The 14628-nt window shown below is 34.2% G+C and carries 21 protein-coding genes; 17 read left to right on the top strand and 4 right to left on the bottom strand.

All coding sequences use genetic code 11. The annotated features are described in order from the left end of the window. Window positions 1-16 precede the first annotated feature (16 nt). From cysS to ESZ54_RS07940, 7 genes are all read left to right on the top strand, one after another. Window positions 17-1426: a cysteine--tRNA ligase gene (gene cysS / locus ESZ54_RS07970; RefSeq protein ID WP_136137137.1), complete on the top strand. Its 1410-nt coding sequence runs from the start codon at window positions 17-19 to the stop codon at window positions 1424-1426. Beyond that, entirely contained in the window at window positions 1426-1845 is a 420-nt protein-coding gene (locus tag ESZ54_RS07965; RefSeq protein WP_136137136.1) for a Mini-ribonuclease 3, read from the top strand. The genes cysS and ESZ54_RS07965 overlap by 1 nt, the downstream gene beginning before the upstream one ends. Further along, the gene (gene rlmB, locus ESZ54_RS07960) at window positions 1823-2638 is read left to right on the top strand and encodes a 23S rRNA (guanosine(2251)-2'-O)-methyltransferase RlmB (protein WP_136137135.1); all 816 of its coding nucleotides are present in this window, start codon (window positions 1823-1825) and stop codon (window positions 2636-2638) included. The genes ESZ54_RS07965 and rlmB overlap by 23 nt, the downstream gene beginning before the upstream one ends. Before the next feature lie 20 nt (window positions 2639-2658). Beyond that, a complete protein-coding gene (locus ESZ54_RS07955) occupies window positions 2659-3186 on the top strand; it encodes an NYN domain-containing protein (protein ID WP_136137274.1) in 528 nt (175 codons plus the stop codon). 98 nt (window positions 3187-3284) lie between these two features. After that, window positions 3285-3836 (top strand): sigma-70 family RNA polymerase sigma factor, encoded by a 552-nt coding sequence (locus ESZ54_RS07950; RefSeq protein WP_136137134.1) that lies wholly within the window; start codon window positions 3285-3287, stop codon window positions 3834-3836. A 165-nt stretch (window positions 3837-4001) separates the two neighbouring features. After that, a complete protein-coding gene (locus ESZ54_RS07945; protein ID WP_136137133.1) occupies window positions 4002-4259 on the top strand; it encodes a Veg family protein in 258 nt (85 codons plus the stop codon). 67 nt (window positions 4260-4326) lie between these two features. Then, entirely contained in the window at window positions 4327-4788 is a 462-nt protein-coding gene (locus ESZ54_RS07940) for a low molecular weight protein-tyrosine-phosphatase (protein ID WP_136137132.1), read from the top strand. 110 nt (window positions 4789-4898) lie between these two features. Here ESZ54_RS07940 and ESZ54_RS07935 read toward each other — a convergent pair whose 3' ends face one another. The 3 genes from ESZ54_RS07935 to ESZ54_RS07925 form a co-directional block, all read right to left on the bottom strand. Further along, window positions 4899-5894, bottom strand: a complete 996-nt coding sequence (locus ESZ54_RS07935) for a peptidylprolyl isomerase (protein WP_136137131.1) — start codon at window positions 5892-5894, stop codon at window positions 4899-4901. A gap of 154 nt (window positions 5895-6048) precedes the next feature. Beyond that, window positions 6049-6438, bottom strand: a complete 390-nt coding sequence (locus ESZ54_RS07930) for a YtxH domain-containing protein (protein ID WP_136137130.1) — start codon at window positions 6436-6438, stop codon at window positions 6049-6051. A gap of 3 nt (window positions 6439-6441) precedes the next feature. Next, complete coding sequence (locus ESZ54_RS07925; RefSeq protein WP_136137129.1) at window positions 6442-6864, bottom strand: HIT family protein; 423 nt, start codon at window positions 6862-6864, stop codon at window positions 6442-6444. A gap of 145 nt (window positions 6865-7009) precedes the next feature. On the opposite strand from ESZ54_RS07925, the gene ESZ54_RS07920 reads away from it, so the two are divergent. The 4 genes from ESZ54_RS07920 (at window position 7010) to trmB (ending at window position 10625) form a co-directional block, all read left to right on the top strand. Further along, window positions 7010-7747 carry an ABC transporter ATP-binding protein gene (locus ESZ54_RS07920; protein WP_136137128.1) on the top strand — a complete coding sequence of 246 codons (738 nt, stop codon included), beginning with the start codon at window positions 7010-7012 and terminating at the stop codon, window positions 7745-7747. Between the two features lie 4 nt (window positions 7748-7751). Further along, window positions 7752-8972 (top strand): ABC transporter permease, encoded by a 1221-nt coding sequence (locus tag ESZ54_RS07915; RefSeq protein ID WP_136137127.1) that lies wholly within the window; start codon window positions 7752-7754, stop codon window positions 8970-8972. Between the two features lie 108 nt (window positions 8973-9080). Next, window positions 9081-9863 (top strand): phosphotransferase family protein, encoded by a 783-nt coding sequence (locus ESZ54_RS07910; RefSeq protein WP_162615134.1) that lies wholly within the window; start codon window positions 9081-9083, stop codon window positions 9861-9863. Between the two features lie 123 nt (window positions 9864-9986). Further along, a complete protein-coding gene (gene trmB, locus ESZ54_RS07905; protein WP_136137125.1) occupies window positions 9987-10625 on the top strand; it encodes a tRNA (guanosine(46)-N7)-methyltransferase TrmB in 639 nt (212 codons plus the stop codon). A 68-nt stretch (window positions 10626-10693) separates the two neighbouring features. Here trmB and ESZ54_RS07900 read toward each other — a convergent pair whose 3' ends face one another. Further along, window positions 10694-11047, bottom strand: coding sequence for a PepSY domain-containing protein (locus tag ESZ54_RS07900; RefSeq protein ID WP_136137124.1), 354 nt, complete (start codon window positions 11045-11047; stop codon window positions 10694-10696). A gap of 193 nt (window positions 11048-11240) precedes the next feature. On the opposite strand from ESZ54_RS07900, the gene pepA reads away from it, so the two are divergent. The 6 genes from pepA to ruvX all read left to right on the top strand — a co-directional run bounded on the left by pepA (window position 11241) and on the right by ruvX (window position 14574). Beyond that, a complete protein-coding gene (gene pepA / locus ESZ54_RS07895; protein WP_136137123.1) occupies window positions 11241-12317 on the top strand; it encodes a glutamyl aminopeptidase in 1077 nt (358 codons plus the stop codon). Between the two features lie 8 nt (window positions 12318-12325). Next, a complete protein-coding gene (locus tag ESZ54_RS07890; RefSeq protein WP_136137122.1) occupies window positions 12326-12637 on the top strand; it encodes a thioredoxin family protein in 312 nt (103 codons plus the stop codon). 12 nt (window positions 12638-12649) lie between these two features. Next, window positions 12650-13108, top strand: coding sequence for a universal stress protein (locus ESZ54_RS07885; protein ID WP_136137121.1), 459 nt, complete (start codon window positions 12650-12652; stop codon window positions 13106-13108). A 91-nt stretch (window positions 13109-13199) separates the two neighbouring features. Further along, complete coding sequence (gene ytpR, locus ESZ54_RS07880) at window positions 13200-13811, top strand: YtpR family tRNA-binding protein (RefSeq protein ID WP_136137120.1); 612 nt, start codon at window positions 13200-13202, stop codon at window positions 13809-13811. A 77-nt stretch (window positions 13812-13888) separates the two neighbouring features. Continuing rightward, window positions 13889-14158 (top strand): IreB family regulatory phosphoprotein, encoded by a 270-nt coding sequence (locus ESZ54_RS07875; protein WP_136137119.1) that lies wholly within the window; start codon window positions 13889-13891, stop codon window positions 14156-14158. Beyond that, entirely contained in the window at window positions 14155-14574 is a 420-nt protein-coding gene (gene ruvX / locus ESZ54_RS07870) for a Holliday junction resolvase RuvX (RefSeq protein ID WP_136137118.1), read from the top strand. Before ESZ54_RS07875 ends, ruvX begins: the two co-directional genes overlap by 4 nt. Window positions 14575-14628 lie beyond the last annotated feature (54 nt).

The following is a 14628-nucleotide window of genomic DNA, read 5'->3' as shown; positions in this document are numbered from 1 at the left end:
TTAGGAGGAATTCAACATGAAAATTTATAATACATTAACACGTCAAAAAGAAACTTTTCAAACGATAGAACCAAATAAGGTCACCATGTATGTATGTGGCCCAACAGTTTATAACTATATTCATATTGGGAATGCTCGTAGTACTGTTGCTTTTGATACAGTGCGTCGTTATTTAGAGTATCGTGGCTATGAAGTAAATTATGTGTCAAACTTCACTGATGTTGACGATAAAATAATTCGTACTGCTAAGGAAGAAGGCATGACAACGAAAGAATTAGCCGATAAATTTATTGCGGCCTTTGAAGAAGATACTGCAAAATTAAATGTTCAACCAGCAAGTCTTCATCCTCGCGTGATTGATCATATTGATGATATTATAGCGTTTGTAGCGTCATTGATTGAAAAAGGCTATGCATATGAGTCAAATGGTGATGTGTACTATCGTGCCCGTAAATTTAAAAATTATGGACAATTGAGTAATAAAAGTATTGATGAATTAGAAGTTGGCGCAAGTAATCGTATAGGTGACGAGCAAGAAAAGAAAGAAGATCCATTAGACTTTGCATTATGGAAAGCTGCTAAAAGTGGCGAAGTATCTTGGGAATCTCCTTGGGGAGCAGGACGTCCAGGTTGGCATATTGAATGCTCGGTTATGGCAACAAAACACTTAGGCGCAACCATTGATATTCATGCTGGTGGACAAGATTTAGAGTTTCCACATCATGAAAATGAAATTGCTCAAAGTGAAGCTCATACAGGGCAACGTTTTGCAAATTATTGGATGCATAATGCTTATTTAACAGTCGGTGACTCTGGAGAAAAAATGAGTAAATCTCTTGGGAATTTTGTAACGGCACATGATTTAATGGAGCAAGTTAAACCAGAAATTATCCGTTTTGCTTTAGCAACTACTCATTATCGTCGCCCAATGCCATTTAATGAAATTGTCCTGAAAGAAGCGGAAACGAATTTATCTAAAATTAAACATGCTGATCATAATGCAACATTCCGATTAGAAACAGCATTAGATTCTTTAGAAGATGATGAAGAATACTTAAACGAATTAGCAGAATTTAAGACACAATTTGTGACGGGAATGGATGATGATTTTAATACTGCAAACGGGATTACAGTTGTTTACCAATTAACAAAATGGTTGAATTCGTATCTTGAAAAAGTAAATGTATCAAAAGAAATCATTATGGCTTCTCAAGCACAACTTAGAGAATTTATGGCTGTTTTTGGGATTCAATTTGCTGAAGATAAAGAATTACTAGATGAAACTGTCGAACAATTAATCAATGAGCGTAACGAAGCACGTAAAAATCGCGATTTTGCTAGAAGTGACGAAATTCGTGATGAACTAAAAAATCAAGGCATCATCTTAGAAGATACTGCCCAAGGAACGAGATGGAGTCGAAGTTAATGAAAGACGAAAAAGATTATACATTACTTGGTGGTTTGACACTGGCTTATATCGGTGACGCTGTTTATGAAGTTTATATCCGTGACTTTTTGATTCGCTCTGGTCAAACAAGACCGAATCAATTACACCGAATGGCAACCCACTATGTTTCTGCTAAAGCGCAACATTATTTAATAGAACTCATGCAAGCAGAAAATATCTTAACAGAAACTGAGTTATCAATGTATAAACGAGGAAGAAATGCCAAGAGTCATACAGGTGCTAAAAACACTTCAGTGGCAATCTATCGCTCTTCAACTGGTTTTGAAGCATTGATGGGCTATTTACATATGACTGAACAAAAAGAGCGAATGGAAGAATTAATTCAATGGTCCATCGAGAGAATAGGTGAAAAAAATGCGAAACAATCAAAAAAATAATAAAAAACCGTTTCCCCCAAAAAAAGGTCGGTCGAATACACACAAAAAAATAAATGAAGAAGTTGTTTTAGAGGATGTTTCATTTGGTCGTCATGCTGTTGTCGAAGCGATTATGGCTCGTCGTGGCAATAAACTCTTTCTACAAGAAGACTTGAAGGGTCAAAAAATAGAAGAAGTTAAACTACTAGCAGCTGAATATTCTGTACCTGTAAAATGGGTGAAAAAACAAAAATTAGATGAAATAACTAATCAAGAAAATCATCAAGGAATGGTGTTAAGAACAACTCCATTTGAATATCTAACTTTAGATGAATTGCTGACACAAACAGCTGAAAAAGAAAATCGTTTCTTTTTAATTTTAGATAGCGTGATGGATCCTCATAATTTAGGTTCTATGATGCGTACGGCGGATGCAACAGGTGTTGATGGTATTATTATTCCTAAGCATCGCGCAGTCGGTATTACACCAGTTGTCGTTAAAACATCGACTGGTGCCGTCGAACATATTCCTGTGGCGCGTGTGACAAATTTATCGCAAGTTGCAACAAAACTAAAGGCAGAAAATTTTTGGTTATTCGGGACAGATATGGAAGGCACAGATTACCGCCATTGGAATGTTGCGGGTAATATTGGTTTGGTTATTGGGAATGAAGGTAAAGGGATGAGTCCAGGCTTGAAGAAAGAAATGGATGAATTAATTACAATCCCTATGACAGGCCATGTTCAAAGTTTAAATGCGAGTGTTGCAGCAGGACTTTTAATGTATGAAGTCTTTAGAAAGAGATTGAATTAGACATGAAATATCATAAAAAAATAAAACGTCAAGTTTTATTTGTTGATGGTTACAATATGATTGGTTTTTGGCCTGAATTGGTCCAATTAAAAAAGCAAGCAAAATTGGAAGATGCTAGAGATCTACTTTTATTTATGCTTTCTAATTATGCGCGCTATAAAGACATTGAAATTATTGTTGTTTTTGATGCTCAGTTTGTTCCTGGTATTCAAAAACAATATGATTATGTCGGAGTAACTGTCGTTTTTACCAAAGAGGAAGAAACGGCAGATACTTATATTGAAAGAGAAGCTGGCTTAAGAATTAATCCGTTAACACATGTTCGAGTTGCAACTAGTGATTTGGCTGAACAATGGATTATTTTTTCTAAAGGTGCTTTGCGAGTTTCAGCTCGAGAATTATACAAAGCAATCATGGAGTCAGAAAAAGAAATTTTAAACGATACAGAAGATTATCATTATTCTAATTATCGCCGGAATTCCCCGTGGCGTAGCGAACAATTGTTTGAATTACAGTTATTTTTTGACGAGATGGATGATAAAAAATAACAATTTGAACAATTGTTCTCTTTTAATTTATCACGATTCGTGGTAGTCTATAGATGTAGCAAAAGTAAGCGTTATCACTCCTTGATAAGGAGTCAGTCATGGATAAAATAAACCTAATAAATAAAGCTAAAACTAATGATCCTGAAGCAGTTGAATTGTTATTTAACCAATATAAACCAATTGTCTTAAAACTCAGTCAAAAGTACTATTTAAAAGACTTCGATCAAGATGATTGGCTGCAAGAAGGTCGGATTATTTGCCATTTATCGGCGCTTGATTTTTGCCCATCCAAAGGAGTTAGTTTTGGAGCTTACTTCAAAATTAACTTCGAACGAGCTGTTATTGGACTGGTACGTCACCAAGAAGCGTTGAAACGTAAAAGTATTCGTTACGCTGAATCGTTAGAAAGTCCGTTACATGTTGCTTATGTACGGGAAAGTATTCATTCCTTAGTTGGAGTTGATTATATTTTTGTTCGCGATTCGTTGTCTGATTTTGGTAGTCGTTTATCTGATTTGGAGAGAGATGTTTTCACGGCATATTTAGACGGATGTGAAAAAGAGGAGATTTCACAGAAGTTGAGCCTTGAAATTAGCCAAGTTGTAGGTGCATTATCTCGGGCGAGAATCAAACTGAAAGAAGAAATATAAAATTAAAAAATAATAAGGAGTGATAACACTCTTTTGCTACTTTTCTTTATGAAAATCAATTAAAAAATCCGAAAAAATCTCATATATACTTGAATTAGCAAATCATTTATGGTAAAATTTTCTTTTTTCTTGATTTTATGATAAAATGATTCTGAGGTGAATGAAATGAATCATAATATCGCATCAATCAAAGAAGACCTAAAAGGAAGAATAGGTAGTCGATTGACGTTAACGTCTCAAGTTGGTAGAAAGCGTCAAAGTGAACATAATGGTGTTCTTGCAGAAATGTATCCAGCTGTATTTGTAGTTGACTTAGATCAAGGCGATCACGCTGTTGAACGAGTTTCTTACAGTTATGCAGACGTCTTAACTCATTCAATTGAATTAGAATTTCTTGATGGAGAAACACAATTGTTTGGTTAGAAAATTGAAGAAAGAAAAGATAATCTAAACATTGTGTTAGATTTTTTCTTTTTTAGGAGGAATTTTGATGATAAAAGTACTTTTTGTTTGTTTGGGTAATATCTGTCGTTCGCCGATGGCTGAAGCTGTTTTTAGAGCGAAAGTGAACGAAAGTGGTATGCAAGATAAGTTTTTTATCTCTTCAACAGCGTTAGGGACATGGAACTTGGGTAATCGACCGCATGAAGGAACGCAAGCGATTTTAGATGAACATCAAATTGATTATTCTGGTATTACGTCAACTAAAATTAATGCAAGTGATTTTGAAGAATATGATTATATTTTTGGCATGGATCAAGAAAATATCAATGGCTTATTGGCCTTAGCAAAAACGGCTGAAGAGAAGGCAAAGGTGCGTTTACTATTAGATAGTGTACCGAATGTTTCAACTTTAGAAATACCTGATCCGTATTACACTGATAATTTTGATTTAACTTTTGAATTGGTAGATGCCGGCACAAGCTTTTGGTTAAATAAAATAATAGAATAAACAAAAAGATTTAGCACTCATTTTTCGATAAGATGAGTGTCTAAATCTTTTTTTTCGATTATTTAAATAAAAAATAAGGCTGACATTTTGCCAGCCTTATTAATTAACAATTATTTTGTTGATTCAGTTGTTTTCTTGTCTTCTTTTTTGTCATCTTTTTTATCAGATTTTTTATCAGCTTTTTCTTCTTTTTGTGGAAGGAAAGCATTTAAGATATCTTTGAAGTCAGGATCTGTAACTTTAACGTTTGCTTTTTCTAATTCATCGCCTAAAACTTTTTGTTGGAAAGTTGGATCAGCAAGTTTTGTTTGTTCAGTGATTTCTTTTAATTGTTTTTCGTAAGGTTTGTAATCATTACCTTTTTTCTTGTTTTTAACCATTTTAACAATGTAGAAGCTATCTTCACCTGTCATAGGGTTTTGTGCTGTGATTACGTCAGAAACTTTACCATCTTCTAATTTGTATGCTGCTTCTTTAACAGCATCAGGGATCATTACGTTAGCTGGTTTAGTAACTTGTGTAGAGTTAAATGTTACTTTACCACCTTCGCCTTTAGTTGTTTCATCTGTTGATTTTTCTTTTGCGATTTTAGCAAAGTCACCATTGTTGTTGATTGATTCTAAAGTTTTCTTAGCTTCAGCTTCATCACCCATTGCGATGAATTGTACATCAACATCTGGATGGTAAGTTTTCCATGCTTCTTTTAAGTCAGCATCAGTAATCTTAACGTGAGAAGCCATCATTTCTTTTTGAGCTAAGTTTGTTTTGATGTTTTCTTTGAATGTTTTAACATCCATTTTGTATTGTTTTAAGTTTTCTTCTAAAACTTTTTTACCACCGTATTGTTTTTCAGCTTTTTTGTATTCTGCTTCAATTTCTTTTTCGCTTACTTTATCACCATAGTTTTCAAGTGCGATTTTGTTGAAAATCATACCAGTTAATAACTGTTTTGATTGATCGTCTTTTTTAAGCTCTTGGTAGAATTCATCTTGTGTGATTTTTCCACCTTTCATTGTTACGATTTCTTTGTTGTCAGCAGAACAACCACTAAGGATAAGTGCACTTAGAAATACAAGACCTGATAATTTTAATAATTTTTTCTTCATTCTTAAAAAACCTTCCATTCTATCTAATTTTGTTATTTTTAATAGTTAAAAAGTAATCACGCTTAATACTATAACATAAAAGTAGGTTAAAAAAAATAATGTTATGATTTATTTCGATAAATATTTATAAAATCTCCACAATTTGATATTAATTCTAGCGTGCTCTTTTTTCTTCGATTTCGTTCATTTTATCGTCAAAGCGATTTATTTCTTTACTGATTTTATTTAATTGTTCTTTAATAATTGCAATGCGAGGCGCATTTGCAAATTTAAATTGATCAATATTCTTCTCTAAGGACTGTGCATTTTCTGGTAATAGCGTTTGTGACAAATAGGCTACTTTTTTTTGGTTTTCTTGCACGTCGGCAATATCAGTTTTGAATTTTTTTAGTAAGTCTAATGTATCGTTGATACTATTTTTTAATTCATCTTGTGTTTCTTTACCTGATTTTGGTGCAAGAAGCAATGCAGCACCGCCACCAATAATCCCACCAACGACTAAACCTTTAATGAATTTTTTTGAAGAGAAACTTTTTTTTGCCATGGTTTACACATTCTTTCTGATAGATTCAGCGATTGCTGTCATTTGTTCTGATGAATATTTTGTACTGTTGTCTCCAAACATTATTTTGAAATCGTCATCTTTACTGTAACGAGGGATGAGATGAATATGTGAATGGAAGACAGACTGGTAAGCGAGTTCACGGTTATTATTCAGCATGTTCAAACCTTCCATATTTGGAAATGCTTTTTCCATTGCACGCGCAATTTTTGGAATGCGAGCAAAAACATCTTGAGCAGTTTCTTCATCTAATTCAAAAAGATCTTTAACGTGTTTTTTGGGGATAACAAGTGTATGGCCTTTCGTTGTTTGTGTAATGTCTAAAAAAGCATAGACTTTATCGTCTTCATAGACAGGATAACTTGGAATATCTTTTGAAATGATTTTACAAAAAATACAATCTGTCATGTAAAAACCTCCTAATTTTATTCTTTTTTCTTCTTTAACATTACCATAAAAATCAGTTGAAATGGTAAAATATCTTTAGTTAATATTGAATGAACCATAGTGAGGTATGTTATACTTATTTTAGACAATAATGGAGGATTATTTTATGACTTTAAAGGTAATGCATTTAACTGGTGGCTATGGCCATGTTTCAGTTTTAAAAGATGTTAATTTCGAAGTGAAATCTGGTGAACTCGTTGGTTTAATTGGTCTGAATGGTGCCGGCAAGAGTACAGCAATTAAACACATCATTGGTTTATTGAATCAAAAAGAAGGCGAGATATTAATTGATGACCTGTCTTTAAAAGCAGACCCAGAAAACTATCGAAAAAAAATCGGTTATATTCCGGAAACGCCAGTGCTTTATGATGAACTAACGTTAAGAGAACACATTGAAGTAACGGCAATGGCGTATGATATTCCAATAGATGAAGCATTTAAAAGAGCAGATAAATTATTAAAAACCTTTCGACTTGAGAATAAATTAGATTGGTTTCCAATTCACTTTTCTAAAGGTATGAAGCAAAAAGTGATGGTGTTGTGTGCTTTTTTAGTACAACCCAGTTTATATATTATTGATGAACCGTTTTTAGGTTTAGATCCGTTAGCAATTAACGCGTTATTAGAATTGATGCAAGAAATGTGTCGCAATGGTGCGGCTATTTTAATGTCGACACATATTTTAGCAACAGCCGAAAAATATTGTGATCGTTTTGTTGTCCTTCATGAAGGGGCAATCAATGCTTTGGGTACTATTGATGAACTGCGCGAACAATTTGATTTACCGGATTCATCGTTGGACGATATTTATTTATCTTTAACGAAAGAAAAGGTGGTTGATTGATTTGATGCCTTTAATTTATAAAAATCGTTTAGCAAAACATCAGAAAAAAATGATGAAATATCTGAAGTATATTTTGAATGACCATTTTATTTTAGTATGTACGTTTGCACTAGGCGGCCTTGCGCTTTATTACTCAGGTTTTATTAAAGCATTGAGCGAAACGCAACTTGTTTGGGTTAAACCCGTTGTGATTGTTATTTGGCTATTGAGTCTATTTATGGGCCAGTTGGCAACACTACTGGTGGAAGCAGATCAGGTGTTTTTACTTGCAAAAGAATGGAAAATGCCAGAATATTTTAAGAAAGTATTTCAATACTCATTAATTTTTCCAACGGTTTTGCTAGGACTAATATTGGGTGTTTTGTTTCCAGCACTGTTAGCATCTGATTCTTTTAGTTTATTAGATTTTATTCTTTTTGTTCTCATTAGTTGTAGTTTAAAAGCTAGTGATTTGATAATTCAATTAACAGCTCTTTATAATGAGGAACCCCCAAAAAAGACCACTTTACAATTAATTTGGTTTGTTTTATCTGCAATAACACTTGGTTTAACCTTGTATCTTCATCCAATCAGTGGTATGATACTTTCTCTTTTAATATTTTTATTATTTCTAAAAATATTGAAAACAACTTGGAAAAACAACCCGCTTAATTGGTCACAGGCTTTAGACGTTGAAACCAAAAGAATGAAACGTCTTTATCGATTTATTAATTTATTCGTTGATGTGCCAAATCTTTCTGGTGAAGTGAAGCGTCGTCGTTATTTAGATAAATGGTTAGCAAAAATAGAGTTAAAACAAAGTAATACATTTTACTATTTATATGTACGTGTCTTTTTAAGAGGCTCTGAATATATCAGTTTAGTCCTACGGTTAACGATTATTGGTTGTTTGTTAGTTTTAACGGTGACAAATCAATGGCTTCAAGTCGGACTTGCTGTTTTATTTATGTATTTAATTGTGTTCCAATTAATACCAATTTACAATGCGTTTGATTACATGTTAATGAGCCATCTTTATCCGGTTGCCGAGAAACAAAAAGAGCTAGCGGTTAAGAAATTGTTGAGTCAGGTCTCATTAGTCGTGGCGGCCTTGTTTACCATATTCTTCGCGCTTTCTAAACCAACGATAATAAATCTAGGAATTTTTGTGGCTGCAATGATTGCAGAATACTTAATCTTTTTCTATTTTTATCTAGCGAAACGAATAAAAAAAGTTAAAAAATAATTATTTTGAAAAGTATCACATAATATTATGTGATATACTAGTGGTCGAATTCTTAATTTTGAGTGAGTGGAGTGGTTGTAAAACGTGTACGGTGGAGGAGAAGAGAAAGTGATATTTAAATTTGATGAAAACTGGAATCTCCAACCGCTGAAAGGAGATACTGGTAAAGCATACAAGGGAGTTAAAGATCAAGAAGAAGTGTTCTTGAAACGTAACTCAACTCCTTTTTTGGCCGCTTTGTCTCGAGAAGGGCTAACACCGAAGCTTCTTTGGACAAGAAGAACAGGCAATGGTGATATTGTAACTGCTCAAGAATGGTTTGACGGCAGACAACTTACTAAGGAAGAGATGGCGAGTAATTTAGAAGTTATTCGCATTTTGACGCATTTACACCATTCGAAATCATTAAAATCAATGCTGAAGAGGATGGAAGGCAGTGAAAAAAGTGCCTTTGATTTTTTAAGCGAATATGTGACTAATTTACCGCGTCCGTTGAAAGAAAATAAACTTTTAATGAAAGTTTTTAAATATTTAGAAGACCATTTACCTTATTATCAGCCGTCACATTATGTAGCTTGTCACGGTGATGCGATTCGGCAAAATTGGTTGATATCAAGTGATGATAATTTATATTTGGTTGACTGGGATTATTCAGTTTTATGTGATCCTGCACTTGACTTAGGTACTATTTTAGGACAGTATGTTGCAAAAGAAGATTGGTCAGATTGGTTGTCTTTATATCAAACAGATCGTGTTGATTACTTGTATGAAAGAGTATATTGGTATGCGGGTATGAGTTTATTGATGCAAACGAAACGTAGCTTTTTAAATGAAGAGCATGATGAACTAAATCGTTGTTTGTTAAGATTAGAAGAGATTTTTAGTGCTTGATTTTCTGATTATTAAGAAAGAGAAAGATACAAACTTTCTTCCAGTAAGCAAACAAGAAAAATAATTTAAATAATGATAAGGCTGACAACATAAAGTTAGCCTTTTTTTAAAGGAGATTTTGGGATGAGACTTAGAAACAAACCGGGGGCACTAGATACAATTAAAAATTCACCACAATATATATTGATGGATGGTACTGACTGGAAAGGCAAATGGCAGCAGCGTTTTGAAAAACCGCACCCGATTCATATTGAAGTAGGTAGTGGTAAAGGTCAATTTATTGTGGGTATGGCTAAAGCTAATCCAGAAATTAATTACATTGCAATTGAGCTGCAAACAAATGCCATTATTTCAATTTTAGAAAAACAACTTGAAGAAGAATTACCAAATTTACAGTTATTACTAGTGAATGGTGCGGATCTTGATGAATATTTTGAAACAGGTGAAATTGCTCAGGTTTATCTTAATTTTTCAGATCCATGGCCGAAAACGCGTCATGAGAAGAGACGTTTGACGCATAAAAACTTTTTACAAGTTTATGAAAAAATTGCGCAACCTGAAGCTGAACTGCACTTTAAAACAGATAATCAAGGATTATTTGAATATTCGTTAGGAAGTCTATCGCAATATGGTATGACATTACAAAAAGTATGGCTTAATTTACACGATAGCCAATTTGAGGGTAATGTGATGACTGAGTATGAAGAAAAATTCTCGAAAAAAGGACAGCCGATTTACCGATTAGAAGCCAAATTTAATTAAAAAAGAGGTTAACCTACTAATTCTAGGTTAACCTCTTTTGACTTATGAACATGTATTAGAGATGCTAATTATAGACGATAGATGTCAACAATTGATCCTGTATGGGCATCCGCAATAAATTCATATTGCGCTAAATCACCATCTTCGATTCGTGAAATACCACCAGTATAAACTTTTGATTTAATTGCAAATTTTTGAGCAGGTTCTTTTTTGAAGTGAATCCAAGAACCTTCAATTGGTCCTTCTTGTAAAAAGGCAGTTTTTACTTGTTCTAAAATGTCATCTGCAGATAAAGTTCGATTCTTTTTATACCAATAGGTTGCGAGCGCACCGCTAGCAAGGCCGATAATTAAACCAACGCCAACACCAGCTGTTAACCCATCTTGAAAGTTAGATTGTTTTTTACGTTTACTTGTAAACATTCGATACCCTCCTTCGTTGTTTATCACAATTATTGTAGCATAAATAAGGAAAATAAACAGTAAAAACCTTGTATTGAGAGAACAACGAAGATCGGTAATGATTTACGGTGTAAGAGATACACTATCTTGTGTTATAATTAAGTTGTAGAAAGTGAGGTGGATCCTCCCAGTTTTTTATTTGGGATAGGAAATTATGGAAGATAAATTATTTCAACGCATTAAGCAACTGACGGAAATTCAAGGCACAAGTGGTCATGAAGAAAATGTTCGTCAATTATTAGCAAAAGAAATGACGCCACTTGTAGATAAAGTAGAATACGATGGTTTAGGCGGCATTTTTGGAATCAAAAAAAGTAGCACAGAAGATGCACCTCGCATTATGTTAGCTGCGCATATGGATGAAGTTGGCTTCATGGTTTCACAAATTAAGGATAATGGTATGTTTACAGTTGTACCTCTAGGTGGTTGGAATCCTTATGTGGTGTCAGCGCAACGTTTTACCTTACAAACTAAGCAAGGCGATTATCCAGTTATTTCGTCTTCAATACCGCCACATCTATTACGTGGCACTTCAGGTGGCAAAGCACCGGATGTATCAGAAATTTTATTTGATGCTGGCTTTATTTCAAGAGATGAAGCAATGGAATTTGGCGTTCGACCTGGTGATACAATTGTTCCTGATGTTGAAACGATTCAAACAGCAAACGGTAAACGAATCATTAGTAAGGCGTGGGATAATCGTTATGGTTGTACACTTTTATTAGATGTTTTAGAAGAATTACAAGGTACTTCTTTACCAAACACATTAATTGCAGGAGCGAATGTTCAAGAAGAAGTTGGTTTACGCGGTGCTAAAGTATCAACACACCAATTTAAACCTGACTTATTCTTTGCGATTGATTGTTCACCTGCAGATGATTTGGAAGGCAAAAAAGATGCCAATGGTTGCTTGGATGGTGGGTTCTTATTACGATTCTTTGACCCAGGCATGATTATGTTGCCAAGGATGAGAGATTATATTTTAGAAACAGCAGAAGATCACCGTATTCCTTATCAATATTTTGTTTCAAAAGGTGGAACAGATGCTGGTGCAGCTCATCTTGCAAATGATGGTGTGCCTAGTGCTGTAATTGGTGTACCAGGTCGTTATATTCATACACACCAAACAATGTTTAGTATTAAGGATTACGAAGCAGCACGTGAAATGGTGCTTCAATTATTAAAATCATTAGATCGAAGTACAGTCAATACAATTATTTATGGGAAGTAGGGATTTCAATGTTAATACCAAATACCCTTGAAGAATTTAATGTAATGAAAGAAACAGGTCTTAAGATTTTATTCTTTACCGCCGACTGGTGTCCAGATTGTGTGGTTATCAAGCCACATATGGCTTCAATTGAAGCAACTTTTCCGGATGCAGAATTCGTTCAACTTGATCGTGATCAATTTATTGATGTCTGTCAAGAGATGAATGTCTTTGGCATTCCAAGCTTTATTGTTTTGGAAAATGGCCAAGAAAAAGGTCGCTTTGTAAGTAAAGACCGTAAAACTAAGGAAGAAATTATTTCATTTATACAATCAGTGTAGAGGAGGATTATTATGTTAGAGTCACAAGAATATCAAACAATTTTAGTAGGTACAGATGGTAGTGAGCAAGCAAAATTAGCTTTTGAAAAAGCGGTGGCGGTTGCAAAGAGAAATGACGCAAAAATTATCGTTGCACATATTATTGAGAACCGAGTGTATGGGGGAACAATGGCTTTCTCTACATTTAGTCCAGATGTTGTGCAAGAAGAAACAGATAACTCTAAAGATTTACTTGCAATGTATAAAGAATTAGCAAAAAACTTAGGCTATGAAAATGTTGAAACAATCTTAGAATTTGGTTCACCCAAAGTCTTGATGGCGAAAGAATTACCAGAGAGATTTAATGCTGATTTAATCATGGTTGGACAATCTGGTTTAAACGCAGTGGAACGTTTGGTAATGGGAAGTGTGAGTGATCACATTATCCGTACAGCACCATGTGACGTTCTTGTTGTTAGACCAGGATCATAAAACTAAGTCATTTGATCAAAAAGAGAAGGCTGGATAGGAGTCATTTATCTAACCTTCTTCTTTTGAGTTTAGAAAGAAAGGAATTTTTTTAATGATAACAAGTTATAATTTAGAAGCGGTTGGTGATTGCTTACTTTGTGTCGTTGCTAACGATGCGGGTCAAGAAATTAAATTTGAACGTAAAGGAGACGTAACAAAAGTATGTGCAGCTGAAACAGGTGAAGTTTTAGGTTGGAACATATTTTCTGCGTCGAAACACCTCACAGATTTATCAGGAAATGGACAGATTTTTTTAACTGATCAGCAAAAAACTGAAGTTCAAGAATTAGTTGAACAAGCAGGCTTTGCAGATCAAATAATTTTTGATGATTCCCCTAAATTCGTTGTTGGCTTTGTTAAATCATGTGTGCCACACCCAGATTCAGACCACTTAAATATTACGCAAACTGAAGTGGATAATGGCGAGGTTGTACAAATTGTTTGTGGTGCACCAAATATAAAAGCAGGTTTAAAAGTCGTTGTTGCCAAAGTTGGTGCAATGATGCCTGATGGTCTAATTATTTGGCCGGGAGAACTTCGTGGCGAAAAAAGTAATGGTATGATTTGTTCGGCAAAAGAACTTGGGCTACCAAATGCACCAACCAAACGTGGCATTTTAGAGCTTTCTATGGATTACGAAGTGGGTTCAGTCTTCGAACATTAAAATCAATAAGGCTATCAATTGTTGTTTTGAACACTTTGCGGTAAAATAGAGAAAGAAAATGGAATGGAGGCGATTCGATGAGTTTTACAGATGAAACTGTTCGTTTTGACTTTAATGATAATAATAAAAAAGAAGTTAGTGAAACATTAGCTATTGTTTATCAAGCATTAAAAGAAAAAGGCTATAACCCGATTAACCAAATTGTCGGCTATTTACTTTCTGGAGATCCGGCATATATCCCACGTTATCAAGATGCTAGAAACCTTATTCGTCGTCATGAACGCGATGAAATCATGGAAGAATTAGTTAAAGAATATCTATCTCATTACGGTATCGATACACTATGAGATTAATGGGATTAGATGTTGGCTCAAGAACAGTCGGTATTGCAGTCAGCGATCCATTAGGTTGGACAGCACAAGGCATTGAAATTATCAAGATTAATGAAGATGAAGAAGAATTTGGTATCGACCGTGTAGCAGAATTAGTTGCCGAGTATCAAGTGACGGAGTTTGTTGTCGGACTACCTAAAAATATGAATAATACTATAGGCCCGAGAGCAGAAGCTTCAATGAGATATGGCGATATGTTAATTGAACGATTCAATTTGCCAGTTCAATATCAAGATGAGCGACTGACAACTGTTCAAGCTGAAAGAATGCTAATTGATGAAGCAAATACATCACGTGCTAAACGTAAGAAAGTAATTGATAAGTTGGCTGCAGTGATGATTTTGCAAAATTATTTAGATAAAAAAAATTAAGAGCATAGCCTTTTTATCTTTTAGAATGTATAATGAGGCAAATAGTCTTTAAAG

It is taken from the genome of Vagococcus silagei (genome assembly GCF_004795745.1).
Classification (GTDB): Bacteria; Bacillota; Bacilli; order Lactobacillales; family Vagococcaceae; genus Vagococcus; species Vagococcus silagei.
The sequence above is the reverse complement of the archived record's forward strand: the minus strand, read 5'-3'. Positions and strand labels throughout refer to the sequence as shown.